14 protein-coding genes are annotated in these 18,409 nt (G+C 59.9%); 10 read left to right on the plus strand and 4 right to left on the minus strand.

Annotated elements, in window-relative coordinates:
* The first annotated feature begins 511 nt into the window (after window positions 1-511).
* Complete coding sequence (locus tag PR018_RS13510) at window positions 512-2,473, plus strand: methyl-accepting chemotaxis protein (protein WP_142831551.1); 1,962 nt, start codon at window positions 512-514, stop codon at window positions 2,471-2,473.
* Between the two features lie 871 nt (window positions 2,474-3,344).
* Here PR018_RS13510 and PR018_RS13515 read toward each other — a convergent pair.
* The 4 genes from PR018_RS13515 to PR018_RS13530 all read right to left on the minus strand — a co-directional run bounded on the left by PR018_RS13515 (window position 3,345) and on the right by PR018_RS13530 (window position 10,131).
* Window positions 3,345-5,480 (minus strand): methyl-accepting chemotaxis protein, encoded by a 2,136-nt coding sequence (locus PR018_RS13515; protein WP_142831552.1) that lies wholly within the window; start codon window positions 5,478-5,480, stop codon window positions 3,345-3,347.
* Between the two features lie 20 nt (window positions 5,481-5,500).
* Window positions 5,501-6,430 (minus strand): substrate-binding domain-containing protein, encoded by a 930-nt coding sequence (locus PR018_RS13520; RefSeq protein WP_142831553.1) that lies wholly within the window; start codon window positions 6,428-6,430, stop codon window positions 5,501-5,503.
* A 428-nt stretch (window positions 6,431-6,858) separates the two neighbouring features.
* Window positions 6,859-8,580, minus strand: coding sequence for a ubiquinone-dependent pyruvate dehydrogenase (gene poxB, locus PR018_RS13525; RefSeq protein ID WP_142831554.1), 1,722 nt, complete (start codon window positions 8,578-8,580; stop codon window positions 6,859-6,861).
* A gap of 147 nt (window positions 8,581-8,727) precedes the next feature.
* Window positions 8,728-10,131, minus strand: a complete 1,404-nt coding sequence (locus PR018_RS13530; RefSeq protein ID WP_142831555.1) for an aminotransferase-like domain-containing protein — start codon at window positions 10,129-10,131, stop codon at window positions 8,728-8,730.
* A 366-nt stretch (window positions 10,132-10,497) separates the two neighbouring features.
* Here PR018_RS13530 and PR018_RS13535 point away from each other — a divergent pair, with 366 nt between their 5' ends.
* The 9 genes from PR018_RS13535 (at window position 10,498) to PR018_RS13575 (ending at window position 18,249) form a co-directional block, all read left to right on the plus strand.
* Window positions 10,498-10,980 carry an MSMEG_0572/Sll0783 family nitrogen starvation response protein gene (locus PR018_RS13535; protein ID WP_142831556.1) on the plus strand — a complete coding sequence of 161 codons (483 nt, stop codon included), beginning with the start codon at window positions 10,498-10,500 and terminating at the stop codon, window positions 10,978-10,980.
* A gap of 83 nt (window positions 10,981-11,063) precedes the next feature.
* The gene (locus tag PR018_RS13540) at window positions 11,064-12,107 is read left to right on the plus strand and encodes a Nit6803 family nitrilase (protein ID WP_142831557.1); all 1,044 of its coding nucleotides are present in this window, start codon (window positions 11,064-11,066) and stop codon (window positions 12,105-12,107) included.
* Window positions 12,034-13,152: an MSMEG_0568 family radical SAM protein gene (locus tag PR018_RS13545; protein WP_142831558.1), complete on the plus strand. Its 1,119-nt coding sequence runs from the start codon at window positions 12,034-12,036 to the stop codon at window positions 13,150-13,152. Before PR018_RS13540 ends, PR018_RS13545 begins: the two co-directional genes overlap by 74 nt.
* Complete coding sequence (locus PR018_RS13550) at window positions 13,149-13,691, plus strand: MSMEG_0567/Sll0786 family nitrogen starvation N-acetyltransferase (RefSeq protein WP_142831559.1); 543 nt, start codon at window positions 13,149-13,151, stop codon at window positions 13,689-13,691. The genes PR018_RS13545 and PR018_RS13550 overlap by 4 nt, the downstream gene beginning before the upstream one ends.
* 2 nt (window positions 13,692-13,693) lie before the next feature.
* Window positions 13,694-14,668: a sll0787 family AIR synthase-like protein gene (locus PR018_RS13555; protein ID WP_142831569.1), complete on the plus strand. Its 975-nt coding sequence runs from the start codon at window positions 13,694-13,696 to the stop codon at window positions 14,666-14,668.
* Window positions 14,665-15,822, plus strand: coding sequence for an MSMEG_0565 family glycosyltransferase (locus tag PR018_RS13560; RefSeq protein WP_142831560.1), 1,158 nt, complete (start codon window positions 14,665-14,667; stop codon window positions 15,820-15,822). The genes PR018_RS13555 and PR018_RS13560 overlap by 4 nt, the downstream gene beginning before the upstream one ends.
* Window positions 15,815-16,102: an MSMEG_0570 family nitrogen starvation response protein gene (locus PR018_RS13565; RefSeq protein WP_142831561.1), complete on the plus strand. Its 288-nt coding sequence runs from the start codon at window positions 15,815-15,817 to the stop codon at window positions 16,100-16,102. The genes PR018_RS13560 and PR018_RS13565 overlap by 8 nt, the downstream gene beginning before the upstream one ends.
* 11 nt (window positions 16,103-16,113) lie before the next feature.
* Window positions 16,114-17,385: an MSMEG_0569 family flavin-dependent oxidoreductase gene (locus PR018_RS13570; protein WP_142831562.1), complete on the plus strand. Its 1,272-nt coding sequence runs from the start codon at window positions 16,114-16,116 to the stop codon at window positions 17,383-17,385.
* Window positions 17,386-17,388: 3 nt separating this feature from the next.
* Window positions 17,389-18,249: a Pnap_2097 family protein gene (locus PR018_RS13575; protein ID WP_142831563.1), complete on the plus strand. Its 861-nt coding sequence runs from the start codon at window positions 17,389-17,391 to the stop codon at window positions 18,247-18,249.
* Window positions 18,250-18,409: the final 160 nt, after the last annotated feature.

The raw sequence follows: 18,409 nt of genomic DNA on the forward strand, positions 1-18,409 counted from the left end.
GCCATCCAAGAGTTAAACAAGCACCAATGATCCTGGCTCACCTCCAAGTCCGGAGTTATTTCGTAAGGCAAATATAAAAATTTTAGGATCGGCACGCTTCTTTTGATTGGGGCAATCGCTCGAAAATAAAACGGCCCAACGCCATCCCTACCGCTTTAGCGTTCATCTCTCGGCATCAAAAAGGCAGCGTCACATGTCTGCTCTTCTTCTCAAAAAGCAGTTGAACATATCGAACTACGATGACGATATCAGCCTTGCTTTCTTGCCCGTCGCCGCCGGCTTTGCAGCCTCGCATTCCTGTGATCAAAGACCCGCTCCGGCAGTAAACAGAAAGTATCGTCTTCACGGCCTGAGGTTTCGTCCTTGACGGCTTATCAAGGACACAGCAGAGACTTTAAGGTTAATCGACCCTGTATGTTCGTAAGTTAAAATAAAATTATTCTTCATTTTAGTCATCTAGAAGGTTCTTAAATAATTTTACGAATTATGGCGCAAGCGACGGGTCGTTATCATGAAAAATATCTCGATTATTGGAAAATTCCTGTCCATCATGGCGTTGTTTGGCGTCTTTGCCATCGGGGTGGCGAGTTATGCTGCCTTCCAGATCAAGGCAACCGATACGGCCTACAGTAATCTTCTGGATCACGAGACAATTGCTGCGCTGTACTCCGCTCGCGCAAACAGAGCCCTGCAGGGCTCACGCGCTGCAATCGGCGACTTGCTGATAGCCCGGTCGGATGAAGCCAACGCGAAGGCTTCGAAGGAATTCCAGACCCAACATGATAATTTTATCAAATACATGGATCTGGCGATCGCAGCCCTGCCTTCATACAAGGACGCGCCGTCCCTCAAGGCGGATAGCCTGGCGTTGATCGATAACACCTGCGGCAACACGGTTGCTCTCGCCAAGAAATCGACGACGGCGGACGATATTTCGGCAAGCCAGGAAGTATTCCTGAAGGAATGCCAGCCAGGTTTCGCAACCTTGTTGCCGCGTTTCACGCAAATGGTGGACACGATCTCTGCTGCAAGCAGCCAGAACAGCGACGACCTCACCGTGTCGTCCAATCACACGGCAGTTCTCACCATCGTCGGTGTTGTCGGCGGACTTCTGGTTGTCCTTACGATTGGCTTCTTTGCAATCCGTTCGTGGCTTGTGATGCCGATCCGGGGCCTCGCCGAGACGATGGGGACGCTCGCCGGTGGCGATCTGTCTGCGAACGTTGCCGGTACCGAGCGCCGTGACGAAGTCGGAACGATGGCTAAGGCCGTTCAGGTCTTCAAGGACAACGGTCTGCGCAGCCTCCAGCTGGAGCAGGAAGCAGCCACTGTCCGTAACACAAGCGAAGCCGAACGTGCCCGCACTGCAGAGGCGGACCAGAGGCGTGCGAGCGAGATGGCTCAGGCTACGTCCGGTCTTGGCGAAGGCTTGCAGCATCTCTCCAGCGGCGACCTCACCTTCCAGCTCAACGAACCGTTTGCGGCTGCCTTCGAAGGCTTGCGGTCGGACTTCAACAACACGGTCGAACGCCTCCGCGAGACACTTTCGTCCGTGAGCCAAGCAACCGGCTCGATCGACAGCGGTTCCCGCGAGCTTAGCCAGAGTGCCAACGATCTTTCCAAGCGGACCGAGCAGCAGGCTGCGGCCCTTGAAGAAACTGCAGCAGCCCTCGACCAGATCACCACCAATGTCGCGAATTCCTCCAAGCGCGCCGAAGAAGCCCGCTCGGTGGCAATCGAGGCCAACCAGTCAGCCCGTCAATCCGGAGAGGTTGTCTCCAATGCTGTCGATGCCATGCAGCGGATCGAGCAATCCTCCACCCAGATCTCAAACATCATCGGCGTCATCGACGAAATTGCCTTCCAGACAAACCTTCTCGCCCTGAATGCAGGCGTCGAGGCCGCACGTGCCGGCGAGGCCGGCAAGGGTTTTGCTGTTGTCGCGCAGGAAGTGCGTGAACTGGCTCAACGCTCAGCGCAGGCAGCAAAGGAAATCAAGGGTCTGATCCGCAATTCGGCAACCGAAGTCGAAAGCGGCGTCAAACTGGTGACCGCCACTGGCGAAGCCCTCAAGATCATCGAAGGCCAGGTCATTTCGATCAACACCCAACTCGACGCTATCGCAACGTCCTCGCGGGAACAGTCGATCGGACTTGCCGAAGTCAACACGGCCGTCAACCAGATGGACCAGGTTACCCAGCAAAACGCGGCGATGGTCGAGGAAGCCACGGCGGCCAGCGTCTCGCTAGCAGACGAGTCCGACAAGCTTCGCCAGTTGATCAGCCAGTTCCAGCTCGGACGCAGCGCTCCATCCACGACAAGCACCAAAAGCAGAATCACCAGCCATGCTCCAACCCCGATCCACGCAGGGCAGAAGCCTGTGGCCTCCCCGGCAAGGCGCATGGTAGGCCAGGTCGCAAAAGCTTTCGGCCTCAACACCGCCGCCAAAGCCGAAAGCTGGGAAGAGTTCTGAGCCCAAACGTAAGAGCATGTCAGCCACTCCGAAGGGCCCGTATCACCGATACGGGCCCTTCGCGTTTCATCTCTCCACCCGCGCCACCATAAAGGCGTCGTGTTACGGTGCGCAAAAGCCGCTTTGATCGCAGTCACGGCAGCCTTGGGCTGCTTTCGTCTTGTTGGGGTGCGGGAAGATCTCTCCCTCGAGCGCGTCACTCGACGACAGCAATGCGCGGCATTCAGGTTGCAGTCGAATGCCTGCCGCCTTCAGCCAAGCCGATCCACGCGACAGTCACGACGATGGTAGAATAAATACGGACTGGTGATGAGGGCCCCAAGCCAGAAACGGCTCTGCCGGCGATGCTCGGCCGGCGGGACTGCTAGTTGGGCACCGCGGCAAATAACGACATGGCGAGCCAGAAGCCCGGGAAGGACCGAAGCGAGGTTGAGATAGCCGAGGCGCGGCATCGCCTGCAGTTATCACCATAACGTCGAGAGACCTGGTGGTGCCGCGAGCAGTGAAGCAAGTGTCCTGCCGATGTTTGCAGGTTTAGGTTTTTCGAGCGGAACGCTCTCAGGGTGGCATCGGCAGCGGCGGTTAACCGGGCATGAGCAGGGTCAATCGGTTTCAAGCCCGGCTTTGCCTGAGGCGTGCCGCTGGTTAACTCGGTCACCCAAGCTCCGGATGCGCTTTGGCGCTGCATGTAGCGGAAGTGGGCGCAGAGCTCACCACTTGAAATGCTATTCACCCGGCTGAAGAACTTTTGATGACGGGCGAGTGTCGGCCATCTACTTCGAAGAATGCAGCACGGATCGTGCAAGGAATTGTTCCCCGATAACCTCTGGGCAAGCTCGCCCGGCCTCGATAGCCGGGCGACTGCCTGGGGTTACGATGCCAGGGCGAAGGGTTGGTGGCCGTGGGAGCGTTGGGTGCGGAAGCGGCCGATCATGTTGGCGAGATTTTCCGTTTCCTGGCTCAGGCCTTGGGCTGCGGCGGTCGTTTCTTCCACCATGGCGGCGTTTTGCTGGGTGACCTTGTCCATCTGGTCCGCTGCGGCAGAAACTTCGCGGAGGCTGGAGGCCTGTTCGCGTGCGCTCGTCGCAATTTCACCCACGGTTCCGCTCATCGCGACGACCTGCTGGACGATTTCCCGAAGCGAAACGCCGGACTGGCTGACGAGATTGACACCCGTGGCCACCTGCGTCGACGAGGCGGAAATCAAAGTCTTGATCTCCTTTGCAGCGCTGGCGGAGCGTTGGGCGAGCTCGCGGACTTCCTGTGCGACGACAGCAAAGCCCTTGCCGGCCTCACCGGCGCGCGCTGCCTCGACACCGGCGTTCAGCGCAAGCAGGTTGGTCTGGAAGGCGATTTCGTCGATAACGCTGATGATATTGCCGATCTTCGACGAGGAAGCCTGGATTTCCGTCATGGCCTCGATGGCGCTTGCGACGATCTCGCCACCCTTCTCGGCGTTGATACGGGCGGTCGCAACTGTCTTCTGTGCAAGGCTTGCACCCTCCGCAGTTCCGTTCACGCCACGCGTCACGTCTCCGAGTGCAGCAACGGTCTCCTCGAGCGAGGCTGCCTGTTGCTCTGTTCGCCGTGCGAGATCATTCGAGGCCGTGGAGATTTCGCTCAGTCCGGAGCGGATCGTGCTGACGGCATGGATGACCGACTGGATTGCCTCTGCAAGAGATGCGACGGAGTTGTTGAAATGGTCGCGGATCGTCTCGTAGCGGGCATCCACCGCGCCGACGCGGACAGTCAGATCGCCTTGCGACAGCGCGTCGAGCCCGGCCGAAATCTGCTGGAAAGCGTGCTCCATGGAGCGTGCGTCCGACAGACGCTCGGATTCCTGACGGAGCCTTTCGTCTTCCGCTGCAATGCGGCTGCGCTCGGCGTTTGCTTCCGCGATCAGCTTGGCGCGGCCGGTCTCCTGGAAGATTTTCAGCGATCGCGCCATGGCGCCTAGCTCGTGCTGGTATTCCGTGCCTTCGACGGCGATGGTATCGTCGCCGCGTGCCAGCCTCTCCATGGCAAGCGCCATGCTGCGCACTGCCGCAGAGATGAGGCGGCCGATGGCGTAGGAGAGAACCAACCCAACGAGAATGAGCATCGCGCTGATGACCAGCGTCTTCGTCGTGGCGGATTGCACGGTGCTTTCCACCGAGCCGTCCAGCGCCGTTTGCGAGTTGGTGATCGTTGACTGCAGGCTTTTGAAACCACTGGCAATTTTCGGAGCAAGGACATCGAGCTCGCTTTGCCGGATCGCGTTGCTTGCGAGCAGTACATCCTTCACGTCGCCGAGACGGGCGGTGTAGTTTTGCATAAGGCGGGCTGCCCCGGCGATGCGCTTTTGCTGCAATTCGTTGGGCGCGATTTTTCCGAGCGCCGTATTGCGGTCGACCGCCTCCTTCAGCGCAGCCTGTGCACTTTCATAGGCCTGGAGATCGTCGGCGTGGACGAAGCGTTCGGAGAAATAGAGGCTTCGGTTGAATGCCTCCAGAGCGTCGCCCGCCAGATGAAGGGTGCTGACGTCACCCTGTCTCCACGCGCTGCGCATCACGTCGTTCAGCGCTATGCTCGTCCATGGTCCGAACTGGGTGACTTTGCCGATCAGCGCGTCTCGCTTGGTGTGGAGTGCGACGATCTTTTCGAAGGCCTGGCTGTAGGTGCCGATCTCCGCGCGGATCTCGACCATCTGCTGCTGCAGTTCCTGGTTGCCGGACAGACGCGGGTCGTCAAGCGAAAATGCCTTCACGCCTTCCTTGAAAGACTGGACGACGTCGGCGCTGGGATTAGTACGGAAGCTTTCTGCGGCCAGCTGGATTTCGTGCAGCCTGTTGCTGTAGTCCGAGACCGCGACGCTCTGTCCGGCGGTGGCGCGGTAGGAAGTGAACATCGAAGCGAGACCGCTCATGCCGTTGATCGCGCTCAGCGACAATACGCTCATCAGCAGGATAAGAGGCAGGAAGCCAACGGTAATTTGGGTCCGGATACCCAATTTTTTCCAGATTTTCATGTGATTGATCCTTGGCTCTCTTACTGGCTCTTAGGCAGATATTTGGCGACGTTGTCGGCGGTCACGAGTTCGAACGGGATGTAGATTGTCTTCGGCACGCTCTCGCCCTTTATCAGTTTCAGCGCCGCGTCCACCGATCCTGAACCCTGCCCTGCCGCGTTTTGCAGGATCGTAACGTCCAGATCACCGCGCACGATGGCGGCCAGTGCGTCATCGGTGGCATCGACCCCGGCGACCACCACTTTGTTCATCGGCACGTTGGCCTTCTTCAAGGCCTTGATTGCTCCCAGAGCCATCTCGTCGTTGTTCGCAATCACCGCATCGAACTTGACGCCGGCAGTCAGCCATTCCTGCATTTGAAATTCGGCAAGCTGCGGCGACCAGTTTGCGGCCTGCCGCTCGACGACATGGATCTGCTTGCAGTCATCCGTCGCCAGCACTTCGGCAACATCTTCCGTCCGCTTGCGAGCAGCCGCATGGAACAGCTCCCCCATCAGGATGACCACATTGCCCTTGCCATGCAGTTGCCGGCACACTTCCTTTGTCTGGAGCGTGCCGGAATCTTTCTCGTCCGAGGCGACGAGGGTCTGCTTCTCCGGGAGTTCGGCGAGGTTGGCTGGCTCGTTGTTGACGTAGACCAGCGGAATTTTTGCATCGCTGGCGATCTTGGAAAGTTCGGCACCCATGTCACCGTCAGCGGGACCGACGATCAACGCGTCGACCTTGTCCGCGACGAATTTTTTGACGGTTTCCATCTGCTTTGCGGCATCGCCACCGGCGCTTTCCATCGTGATCTTGACCCCGGGGATCTTTGCACCGTGATCGGTGATGCCGGCGGCAAGCGCAGTCTGGAACTTGTCCATATTGGCCATGGAGACACCGATGGTCTCAGCCGAGGCGGCACTGGAATAGAGACAAGCTATAGTTAGGATGAGGCGAATTTTACACATGTGAATCACCAGTTGCGACGTTCTTTTCCGCACACTGGTTCAAATTATTTAAGTAAATGTTGATTTCAATTTTTAACGAACTTGAAACTTATGTTATAAAAATAACAAACGACTTCGTGGTTGTAGTTTCATGATAAAAGTCAATTTTTGAAGAGAATTATTACCATGAAGAATTATAAAAATTACAAATTATACGCCTCCATAGATTCATTACTGAATACATAAAGACGGATACTAACTATCTCTTACAGTAAGCATCAGGAAAGGCGTCAAATCATCTGCAAAATTTGGGGCGCCTTCGTGTTTCGGCGCCTATATCTACAACAAAAGAGATCCGGCGCATAACGCAGACCGGATTGCGGCGCTCACACCAGGCTGCCGCATTCCACTCCTGAAACGGTATAGTCTGCGGCAGGCACCCGGGGCGATCATCGTTTGAGGTTGGCCTTGGCGAGGTCCACGAGCTGGTTCGCTCTTCCGTCCAGCACGGCTGCCATCATGAAGAGACCAAAATTGAAGGCCTCGCCGAACGTCGTCTTCGGTGGCATCACAAGCTCCTGCCGGGCGCTGACCACGTCGACGAGCACCGGACCGTCATGGGCCAGCGCCTCCCGCAACGCTGCTTCGAGATCCAGCGGCCTCTCCACCCGGATACCCTTTATGCCCATGGCTTCAGCCATCGCCGCAAAGTTGGGGTTCTTGAGGTCACAGCCTACATCGAGGAACCCGCCCGCCTTCATTTCCATCTCGACAAAGCCGAGCGTACCGTTGTTGAGGACGATGACTTTGACAGGCAGCTGCATCTGGGTAAGGGTGATGAAGTCGCCCATCATCATGGTGAAGCCGCCATCCCCCGACATCGAGATGACCTGGCGTTCTGGGAAAGCTGACTGGGCACCGATGGAATGCAGCAGGGCGTTTGCCATCGAGCCGTGGTTGAAGGAGCCGACCAGCCGGCGCTTGCCGTTCATCTTGAGATAGCGAGCCGTCCAGGCAATCGGGGTTCCCACGTCGCAGGTGAAAATGGCGTCTTCAGCCGCCAGTTCGCTGACCAACCGCGTCAGATATTGCGGATGGATTGTGCCGCTTTCCGGATCTGGCACCGCCAGCGCATCGAGCTCCTTGCGCGCCTTCGCGTAGTGGGCAAGCGCATTGTCGAGAAAGCGGCGGTCGGTCTTTTCCGTCAGATGGGGCATCAGCAGCCTCAAGGTCGACGCGACATCGCCCAGTATGCCGACATCCAGCCTGCAGCGGTTGCCCAGCGCTTCCGGCCGGACATCGACCTGCGCGATCAGCGCCTTTTCGGGATAGAACTGACGGTAGGGGAAATCGGTGCCGAGCAGAAGCAATGCATCGCACTCCTTCATCGCAGCGTAGCCCGAGGAGAAGCCGACGAGGCCGGTCATGCCGACATCGTAGGGGTTGTCATACTCCAGATATTCCTTGCCCCGGAGCGAGTGGATGATCGGAGCTTTCAGCCGGGCTGCAAGCTCGACGACCTCGTCATGCAGCCCGGCGCACCCCGCGCCGCACATCAAAGCCACCTTTTTCGAGGAATTCAGGATTTCCACGAGCTTGGCGACCTCCGACGCGTCGGGGATCACCTTCGGCATCTTCGGCGTGAGCCACGCCGGCACGACTGCCTTGGTCTGCTTCAGGGCGACGTCCCCCGGAATGACGACGACTGCCACGCCTTTCCTGCCAACCGCCACCCTCATCGCCCGGGCAAGGATCTGCGGAAGCTGGTCGGGATTCGATACCAGCTCAACATAGTGGCTGCATTCCTTGAACAGATGCTCGGGATGCGTTGCCTGGAAGTAATCGATACCGATTTCCGAGCTCGGGATATGCGCTGCAATTGCGAGCACCGGCACCCCGCTGCGGTGGCAGTCGAAAAGGCCGTTTATGAGGTGCAAGTTGCCGGGGCCGCAGCTGCCTGCGCAAACGGCGAGTTCGCCGGTCAGATGCGCCTCGGCACCGGCTGCGAATGCAGCACCTTCCTCATGACGGACGTGCACCCAGTCGATCGTCTTCAGGCGCCTGAGAGAATCGGTAAAGCCGTTCAGGGAATCGCCGACAACGCCGTAGATGCGCTTCACCCCCTGCTGCTGGAGGGCCTCTGCGATGTAATCGGCCACCGTTCTTGACATCGAACTCTCCTGTCTGGTTTCAAAATAACCTAGGCGGGTTCCGCTGGACGGCAAGGCAGCTCGCACGCGCGTAAAACGCATATCGGGGATGCATTATAGCCAGGAACCCCAAGCTCAGGCTTGCCCGGGCTGCGGCCGGCAAGTCGGTCAGAAGAAAGCGCCGGCCGTTTGGGGCGAGCCTTCGAGCGCATGCCCCATGAATTCCAGCGCGCCTTTCAGCGTATCGCGACGGATCGGGCCGCCGAGGCAGACGCGAACGGCTTCCTCGGCCGGACCGTCGACGGTGAATGCATCGCTGGCAACGACGCCGATGCCGGACGAGCGCATATGTGTCCCGAACGTCGAACGTGTCCATCCCCCGATGAGCGGAAGCCATATGTTGAAACTGATGGGATCGCTCTTGTAGCTCCCAGGCGGCAGGAGTTCCGCGACAAGCGCCTGGCGGGCTGCGGCCTCGCTGCGGATGAAGCGAAGGATGCTGTCGGCTGTCCCGTCCTCGATCCAGCGTGTGGCAAGGGCGGCAGACAACGGCGACGCCATGACGCTTGCGGCACGCATGGCACTGGCGAAGGGCCAGGCAGCCTTGGTATCGGGCACGACGACATAGGCAAGACGAAGGCCGGCGCCGATGCACTTTGCCAATCCGCCGATATGCCATGTGAGATCCGGCGCCATGGCGGCAAGGGGTGCCGGACTGTGCAGGGGAATGAACCCGTAGGCATCGTCCTCGACGATCGGGACATGGTATTTGCGAGCAACCGCGCAGATTTCCTCCCGACGCTTCTCGGGGATGGTCAGCGTCATCGGATTTTGCAGCGTGGGATTGAGATACAGCGCCTTCGGCTTGCCGGTCTTGCAGACCTCAGCGAATGCGGCAGGAATAATGCCCAGCTCGTCCATTGGCAGGCCGACCAGATTGAGGCGCAGCTGGGCTGCGATCGAACGCATGCCGGGATAGGTGATGTTTTCCGAAAGCACCGTTTCGCCCGACTTGGCGAGAAGCCCGAAAATCGCCAGAAGAGCCGGATGTGCTCCGGGCGTTACGAAGATTCGCTCCTGGGACGGCACAAGACCGCGCCGACTAAGCCAAGACGCCGCCGCTTCCTTGTCGATCCCGGCACCTCCGAAACCTTGATAGCGCAACAGCGGGATCAGGTTGGTGGCAACAGCGGAAAGCCCTTCCTGCATGCGGGCGAGAAGAGCCGGATCTTCCGGCTCCGGCGGCATGTTCATCGAGAAATCGACGACGGATGTGCGCCGGCTATCGAGCGCGGCATCGGCGATGAACCCGCGCCGTTCTTTTTCCCGTCCACCCGTCACAAAGGTCCCGCGTCCCACATGGGTTGTGACAAGACCGCGCTTCTGCGCCTCGACATAACCGCGCGCCACCGTCGTGAAATCCATGGAAAGCTGTTTTGCGAGTTCGCGTTGCGGCGGCAGCCTGTCGCCGACCAGAAGCTTGCCGCTCCTCAGATCCATTTCGATGACGTCGGCGATCACCATATAGCGGGGACCGTTGCTGCGGGAGAGATCTGGAAGCCAGGTTTTCATGGATGCTCGTCGTATTGCATGATTGACTGCAGATTGTTGCTTTCCCTATCCGCCGTGTCAACCACACCAGCCACGTAAAAATGTAATTATATCGCACGTAGCCCCTTCCAGTCTCGCGCCCGCGACGCCTCAAGCTTTTAGTGACTGTATATTGACTGCACCAAAAGTAGTTCGATAAGCACGGATTTTTGGCAGACGATTGCCTTGGATATGACGAGGCAATCGCTCGGATTGACAAGTTGACTGGTTTATTGACTGCAATTTTGGCCCTTTTGAACGTATATTAGGCATAAAGCGTACTGGCACGTCCTTTGCAAATGAAAGATGGCGCCCATCGCAGGGCCGACGTCAAAACAGGAGCCAAACATGCCAGCAATCACAGCACCGGCCCACGCCGACGGAGACTTTTTCGTCGATTACGAAGAGAAGGTTTTTGAGGACATCCAGGCCAACGAGGGCGAAAAAGCGCTCGTCACCTTCCACACCGTCGCCTTCGAAGGGTCCATCGGCCTCGTCAACCTGCTGCAGGCCAAACGCCTGAAGCGCAAGGGCTACGACACGTCCATTCTGCTCTACGGCCCGGGCGTGACGCTCGGCATCCAGCGCGGCTTCCCCAAGCTCGGCGCCGAAGCTTTTCCGGGGCACCTCAATTTCAATAACCAGATCAAGGGCTTCCTCGAGGAAGGCGGCAAGGTCTATGCCTGCCGTTTCGCGCTGCAGGCCCTTTATGGCCACGGAGAGCCGGCACTGATCCCGGGGATCACGCCCATCAGTCCGCTGGATGTGCTCGACCTGATGTTGATCCACCGGCGCGCCGGCGCGGTCATTCTCGACACCTGGACGCTCTGACCCAGCAAGCGCTGCCGATCTCGGCAGTCCATCCCGGGAGGCGGATCGCCTTCGCCTCCTTCCCTCAATCCAAGGAATTCGTCATGGAGAAAAGCAGAACTGTCCGGGCAGCAGCCGCGCAGATTGCACCGGACCTGACCTCGCGGGACAAGACGCTCGCCCGCGTGCTGGAAACGATCCGCGATGCCGCCTCGAAGGGCGCCGAACTGATCGTCTTTCCCGAGACGTTCGTCCCTTGGTATCCCTATTTTTCCTTCGTCCTACCGCCAGTCCTGTCCGGTCGTGAGCATATCCGGCTCTACGAGGAAGCCGTTACGGTTCCGAGCCCCGCAACGGATGCGGTTGCCTCGGCCGCGCGCGAGCACGGCATCGTCGTCGCTCTCGGCGTCAACGAGCGGGATCGGGGCACGCTCTACAATACGCAGCTGGTGTTCGACGCAGATGGCACCCTCATTCTGAAGAGACGCAAGATCACCCCGACCTTCCACGAGCGGATGATATGGGGACAAGGCGATGGGTCCGGCCTGAAGGTCGTGGACAGCAGCATCGGTCGTGTTGGCGCGCTGGCCTGCTGGGAGCATTACAATCCGCTCGCCCGCTACGCGCTGATGGCCCAGCACGAGGAAATTCACATCGCGCAATTTCCGGGTTCCATGGTCGGCCCGATCTTTGCCGACCAGATGGAGGTGACCATCCGTCACCACGCGCTGGAAAGCGGCTGTTTCGTCGTGAATTCCACCGGCTGGCTGTCAGACGAACAGATCGCCTCGATCACACCGGACGAAGGTCTGCAGAAAGCACTGCGCGGTGGCTGCATGACGGCGATTATATCACCCGAGGGCAAGCACCTCGCTCCGCCGATTACGGAGGGTGAAGGCATCCTGATTGCCGATCTCGACATGAGCCTGATCGTCAAGCGCAAGCGAATGATGGACTCGGTCGGTCACTACGCGCGCCCCGAGCTGCTGCATCTGGTGATCGACGATCGGCCCGCTTCCCCCATGGTCACCTCATATCTTTCTCTCGAAACCGCACCGGCAAGGAGCACGATCGATGAACACCACACCTCAGCTTTCGACGGAAACCCTGATCAACGAGCTGCAGTCGTTCGGCGCCAGGCTGGTTGATCCGAAGGCCGGTCACGAAAGCCGTCGCGGTGGCGCCGGTCCTTCCGACCATAAGGCGCTGACGATCGACGGAATGACGGTGATGGTCCCCGTGCACACCGCGCCGGCGTTCGAAAGCCCCTATCTCGTGGAAAAGCCGGATGAGACCGGAAACAGCCGCATCAGTCGCGATGGCGTTGTCATCGGCGAGGTGTCCTTTCCGCTGCGTCCACGTTTCTACGATTTGTCGACGGCAGACGGCGTCCCCTACTCGCAGATCGCCGTACTTCATGGACGCGACGTGCTGGCGACAACCGTGCTGCAGACCTGCATTCGCTACCAGAGCCGGACGAAAACCTGTCAGTTCTGCGCCATTGGCCAGTCACTCGCGGCAGGCCGCACCGTCGCCCACAAGACCCCGGCGCAACTGGCCGAGGTCGCAAGGGCCGCCGTCGAGCTCGATGGCGTCAAGCACATGGTGATGACGACCGGCACGCCGAAAGGCGACGACCGCGGTGCTGCGGTGCTTGCGGAAAGCGCCCGCGCCATCAAGGCCGCAGTCGATATTCCGATCCAGGCTCAATGCGAACCGCCGGAAGACGACATCTGGTTTTCGCGCATGAAGGACGCCGGCGTCGATGCGCTCGGCATGCATCTGGAAGTCGTCACACCCGAGCTACGGGCTCGGATCATGCCCGGCAAGGCGCAGGTCAGCATCGGGAAATACATGGCTTCGTTCAAGGCAGCGGTCGATGTCTTCGGGCGCGGCCAGGTCTCGACCTATATCCTGGCGGGCCTCGGCGACACGCGCGAAGCGATCCTCGATATCTGCAGGGAGCTCGTGGCGATCGGTGTCTATCCCTTTGTCGTGCCCTTCGTGCCGATCTCCGGAACGCCGCTCGAAAGCCACCCTGCCCCGAAACCGGAATTCATGCATTCGATCCTCGGGCCGCTGTCGAAGATGCTCGTCGAAACCGGCCTAAAGGCGGTCGACATCAAGGCTGGCTGCGGCAAGTGCGGCGCCTGCTCCGCTCTTTCGACCTATGAAAGGATGCTGACCAGATGATGATCGAACCGTTTGCACCCTTCCGCACCGGTGAATTCCAGGTGAAGTTCGCGACATCCGACTGGGAGCGCCGCCAGGCCCATGCCCTTCGCCGCGACGTCTTCTGCCGTGAGCAGAAACTCTTCGATGGCGACGATCGCGATGAGATCGACAATCACGCCATCTCCATCGTCGCCCTGTCGATGCTCGGCATAGCTGCCGACCGGCTCGTAGGGTCGGTGCGAATCCATCAGGCAGAACCGGGCCTCTGGTGGGGCTCGCGACTTGCCGTGCATGAAGATTTCCGCAGGATCGGCGCGCTGGGCGCAACGTTGATCAAGCTCGCCGTATCCTCCGCCAACGCCATGGGCTGCCACACGTTTCTCGCCAACGTGCAGATCCAGAACGGCCTGCTCTTCCGCCGCCTGCACTGGGATGTCGTCGAGGAGTTCGAAATTTACGGAAAACCGCATCTGCGCATGAAAGCGGACCTCACTTACTATCCGCCTTGCACGACGCCAAAGGCCGGTTTCGTCGCTCTTGCAAAGAGGGCCGCGTGACGATGCCAGCCATCGATCTCAAGGCAATCGCCGAGACACTAGGGGCCAGCAAAGGCATCGCTGCCAAGCACGATATCGACGCCATCACAGCGGCTCTCGGCGTCAAGACGCAATCCGTCCCGGTTGGCGACGACTGCGCGGCCTTGCCGGATGGTAACGAATACCTGCTGTTTGCCATCGAGGGCTTCATGAACGCTTTCGTCGCTGCCGATCCGTGGTTTGCAGGATGGTGCGGCGTCATGGTCAATATATCGGATATCGCCGCAATGGGTGGGCGGCCAGTCGCGGTCGTCGATGCCATCTGGGCAGATGGAGAGGCCGGCGCGGCCCCGGTTCTCGCTGGCATGCGCGCAGCGGCGGAAGCCTACGGCGTGCCGATCGTCGGCGGCCACACCAATATCCGCACCGATCGCAGCCAGCTATCCGTCGCCATCCTCGGCAGGGCAAAACGGCTTCTGACCAGTTTCGATGCAAGACCCGGCGATGTGCTGGTGGCCGCCATCGATCATCGCGGCCGCTATCGCTTGCCTTTCGACAACTGGGAGGCCGCAACCGAAGCGCCTCCGGAACGGCTGCGCGGCGACCTCGAAATCATGGCGCGGATCGCGGAAGCTGGTCTTTGCCTTGCCGCCAAGGACATCAGCCAGGGCGGTATCGTCGGCACGGCTATCATGCTGGCGGAATGTTCCGGCATTGGTATCGACATCGACGTGTCAGCGATCCGCCTGCCCGATGGCATCATCCTCGAGCGTTGGCTGGCAACCTTCCCCAGCTACGGATACCTGCTTTCGGTCGCGCCGGAGAACCTCGGTGCCGTGCTCGCCCTTTTCTCCGCCCGCAGCATCACAGCCGACGCCATCGGCACGGTGACAGCGGCAACTACGGTGACGATCACCGATGGCAGCGAGCGGATCGTCATCCGCGATTACGCCGAAACGCCCCTGATGCAACTTCGGCCTGGCGAGGTTGCGGCATGACCCGGCCTTTGCGCATCGCCATGCTGACGCACTCCACCAACCCGCGCGGAGGTGTAGTCCATGCCATGCAGCTATCCGAGGCATTGACGGCGACGGGGCACGAGGTCGTGCTCCACGCACCCGATACGAAAGGCACCGGCTTTTTCCGCCCAACCGCCTGCGAGACAGCAGGCTTTAAAGTCCAACCCGCCGCAACAGACATGACGGCCATGGTCGAGCAGCGCATCGAGGATTACGTCAGCTATTTCGAACGAGCGGGCGCGGGAGAATTTGACATTTTCCACGCGCATGACGGCATTTCCGGAAATGCCCTGGTGACGCTCAAGGCGCGCGGCATGATCCCCGCCTTTGTCCGCACGGTCCATCATATCGACCAGTTCGCCGATCCGCGTCTCATGGCGCTGCAGGACCGCTCGATCACCAGCGCCAATGCCTTTTTCGCAGTCAGCGCCCTCTGGCAGACAGCCTTGCAGACACAACACGGCATCACGTCCACCGTCGTCGGAAACGGGGTCGATACCCAACGCTTCGCCCCGGCCTGGAGTGGCGAGCAGGCAGCACTGCACGATCGTATCGGCCTGCAGCCCGGCCCCGTTTTCCTCAGCATTGGCGGCATCGAGGCGCGCAAGAACACGATCGGAATCCTCGATGCCTTCCGTCAGTTGCGCGCCGTCAAGCCCGATGCGCAACTTGTCATCGCCGGCGGCGTCTCCCTGCTGGACCACAGCGCCTACCATGAGGAATTCCACTCTCACCTGCGCAGCCTGCACGACGATGCCTCTGCCGTGCATATCATCGGCGCGGTGTCCGACGACGACATGCCGAACCTCTATCGGCTCGCCGATGCCCTGGTGTTCCCGTCGCTCAAGGAGGGATTCGGGCTCGTCGTGCTGGAGGCGATGGCCAGCGGCACGCCTGCAATCGTCCCCTCCATTGCGCCGTTTACCGAATATCTCTGCAGCGAAGACGCCATCTGGTGCGACCCCCACCATTCCGCCTCCATCGCCGAGGCCATGGCACTGTCGCTGGTGCCGAAGATCCGCGACCGCATCATCGCCCGTGGACTGGAAGTGGCCGGCAGGTTCTCCTGGCGCCGCGTCGCCGAAGCCCACCTTTCCACCTATGCAACTTTGAAGGAGGCAGCAAATGCCTGAAATGCGCTTCGTGATCACCTGGCCCGATGGCACAGACGAGACCTGCTATTCGCCGTCGCTGATCATCCGTGATTTCCTTGCCGAGGGCGAAAGCTATCCGGTGGCTGATTTTGTCGAGCGCAGTCGCAAGGCACTGACCATCGCCAGCGATCGAGTCGAGGCGAAGTATGGGTTCGCCTGCTCGGCAGCAAACGACCAGCTCGCCCGCATCGAAAGCGCAGCCGAACCTTTCCTTGCCGGCGAGGATGCCCGCATCCGCTGCAAAAGCTTCATCCTGTGAAAGGACATCCGATGACCCGGTCCCTCAACACCCATTACAGCACCGTCGTCGTCGGTGGCGGACAGGCCGGCCTTTCCGCCAGCCACTACCTCAAGAAGCACGGCATAGACCACGTCGTCTTCGAGGCGAAAACAGTCGCCCACAAATGGCAGAACGAGCGCTGGGATGCCTTTTGCCTTGTCACGCCGAACTGGCAATGCCAGCTTCCGGACCATCCCTATGACGGCCCCGATCCTCACGGTTTCATGGTCAAGGACGAGATCCTCGCCTATCTCGAGCGCTTCGTGAAAAAGGTGGATGCCCCCGTCCTCGAAGGCACACGCGTCACGGCGCTCGAAAAGACCGGCGACGTTTTCCGCCTCGAAACGTCTGCCGGCAATGTCACCGCCGACAGCGTCGTGCTTGCAACAAGCCTCTACAGCCGGCCGTTCGTGCCGCGCGCCGCAGAGCGACTTCCCGCGACCATCACTCAGGTCCATACGGCAGATTATCGCAATGCCGCGCAACTTCCCGAGGGCGCCGTCATCGTCGTCGGCTCCGGCCAGTCCGGTTGCCAGATCGCCGAAGACCTGCATCTCGCCGGCCGCAAGGTCCACATGGTTACTGGCAATGCGCCACGCTGCGCCCGCTTCTATCGCGGCCGCGACGTCGTCGACTGGCTGGCCGATATCGGCCAATACGACATCACTATTGCTCATGACGGGATGACGAAGAAGAAGCACGATACAAATCACTATCTGACAGGCCGGGATGGCGGACGCGACATCGACCTGCGCAAGTTCGCCCTCGAAGGAATGTCGCTTTACGGGCGGATGACCGGCGTCTCGGACGGAAAAATGCTGTTCGAGCCGAACCTAAAGGCCAACCTCGACAACGCCGACCGCGTCTACAATGGCATCAACGCCCTCATTGATCGCCACATCGCTGAAAAGCGCATCGAAGCCCCGGACGGCAGCCCTTATGTTCCCCTGTGGGAGCCCGACGCCGAGCCAGGAGAACTCGATCTCGAGGCCGAGGGCGTCACCTGCGTCATCTGGGCGACGGGATTTACTCCCGACTGGTCCTATGTCGGCCTGCCGTTCTTCGACGGCACGGGCTATCCCGTACAGCAACGCGGCGTCACGGGTATCGCCGGCGTCTACGTTCTAGGCCTTCCCTGGCTCTGGACCTGGGGCTCCGGCCGCTTCCTCGCCGTCGGCCGCGATGCCGAATATGTCGTCGGCCACCTCGCAAGGCATCTCGATCGGGCCGGCAGTCCGTTGAAGCAAGCAGCGAGTGGCTGACCGATGAACATTGCCTTGCGGACGCCCGGGCTCGGGGAGCGCTCTCCGCGTGACCTCGTGGACCGCGCGCTCGATCCTTATCTCCTGATCGGCATGCCACATCTGACGCCATACGGCCTGTCGGAAACATGGCTGATGAAAGAACTGGGGCATCGCCACTGGCTGATGCTGGCGCGCGAACTGGACATGGAGAATGCCGATTTCCGAACAGCCGAAGGAAACGAAGCCTACGCCGCCATTTGCGCCACCTCGCTGAAAGCCGAGGGGTTCGGCGACGTGAAGGCAAACGACATCCTGACGATACGCTCAAAGCTGTCAGCAGTCTCGATGACGCAGACGTCCACGACCCACGAACTCTCCGTCAAGGGCAGACACATCGGAAACGCCGAACTGATTTCCACGTTCGTGCATCGGCGAACCGAGGGCTGCAATCGCTCCATCGCCCGTGTCGCGGTCAGCAAACCCAGACCGGAGATCTACAAACCCAGCCAGCTTTCAAAAACTGCCACCGATCTTCGTAACCGCCGGTTCGACCAACACTGGGGCCTGCCCGTCATCGCCGCGAAACCGCTGCAGACGTTCGGCTTCACGCCCAGCCCGTCACAGGAATTCAACGGAGCAGGCCTATTCTATTTCGCAGAATTCCAGGCCATGGCCGAGCGCGCACTCGAGACTTTCATTCCAGACAAGCCGCCAACCACCCACCGCGAGGTTTTCTTTCTAGGAAACATAGAGACAAACGAAACCGTCTTTTTCGACCTCCTCTGCTGCAACGCCCAAACTGAAACCTTTTACGGTCAACTCCGCCGAACGACAGGAAAAGTCATCGCCACGATGTTCATAAGATGTAACGAAGTAGCCTGAACGCCAAACGGCCCGCGTTCGTTATGACGCGGGCCTAGTGATATCGCCGTCATGCATGCAGTGAGAGATTTGGGTTGCGAATACCGGATCCCCACGGGCAACAAAGCGCGAAGCGCTGATATGGTGGCCGACGCCCGAACGCGAAACGGCCCGCAGTCAT

Source organism: Rhizobium rhododendri, assembly GCF_007000325.2.
GTDB classification, from domain to species: domain Bacteria; phylum Pseudomonadota; class Alphaproteobacteria; order Rhizobiales; family Rhizobiaceae; genus Rhizobium; species Rhizobium rhododendri.

What these genes read in the sequence shown, in the direction of transcription:
- PR018_RS13510 (WP_142831551.1), top strand. Translation starts at nt 512, where the DNA reads ATGAAAAATATCTCGATTATTGGAAAATTCCTGTCCATCATGGCGTTG.
- PR018_RS13515 (WP_142831552.1), bottom strand. Translation starts at nt 5,480, where the DNA reads ATGAAAATCTGGAAAAAATTGGGTATCCGGACCCAAATTACCGTTGGC.
- PR018_RS13520 (WP_142831553.1), bottom strand. Translation starts at nt 6,430, where the DNA reads ATGTGTAAAATTCGCCTCATCCTAACTATAGCTTGTCTCTATTCCAGT.
- poxB (WP_142831554.1), bottom strand. Translation starts at nt 8,580, where the DNA reads ATGTCAAGAACGGTGGCCGATTACATCGCAGAGGCCCTCCAGCAGCAG.
- PR018_RS13530 (WP_142831555.1), bottom strand. Translation starts at nt 10,131, where the DNA reads ATGAAAACCTGGCTTCCAGATCTCTCCCGCAGCAACGGTCCCCGCTAT.
- PR018_RS13535 (WP_142831556.1), top strand. Translation starts at nt 10,498, where the DNA reads ATGCCAGCAATCACAGCACCGGCCCACGCCGACGGAGACTTTTTCGTC.
- PR018_RS13540 (WP_142831557.1), top strand. Translation starts at nt 11,064, where the DNA reads ATGGAGAAAAGCAGAACTGTCCGGGCAGCAGCCGCGCAGATTGCACCG.
- PR018_RS13545 (WP_142831558.1), top strand. Translation starts at nt 12,034, where the DNA reads ATGAACACCACACCTCAGCTTTCGACGGAAACCCTGATCAACGAGCTG.
- PR018_RS13550 (WP_142831559.1), top strand. Translation starts at nt 13,149, where the DNA reads ATGATGATCGAACCGTTTGCACCCTTCCGCACCGGTGAATTCCAGGTG.
- PR018_RS13555 (WP_142831569.1), top strand. Translation starts at nt 13,694, where the DNA reads ATGCCAGCCATCGATCTCAAGGCAATCGCCGAGACACTAGGGGCCAGC.
- PR018_RS13560 (WP_142831560.1), top strand. Translation starts at nt 14,665, where the DNA reads ATGACCCGGCCTTTGCGCATCGCCATGCTGACGCACTCCACCAACCCG.
- PR018_RS13565 (WP_142831561.1), top strand. Translation starts at nt 15,815, where the DNA reads ATGCCTGAAATGCGCTTCGTGATCACCTGGCCCGATGGCACAGACGAG.
- PR018_RS13570 (WP_142831562.1), top strand. Translation starts at nt 16,114, where the DNA reads ATGACCCGGTCCCTCAACACCCATTACAGCACCGTCGTCGTCGGTGGC.
- PR018_RS13575 (WP_142831563.1), top strand. Translation starts at nt 17,389, where the DNA reads ATGAACATTGCCTTGCGGACGCCCGGGCTCGGGGAGCGCTCTCCGCGT.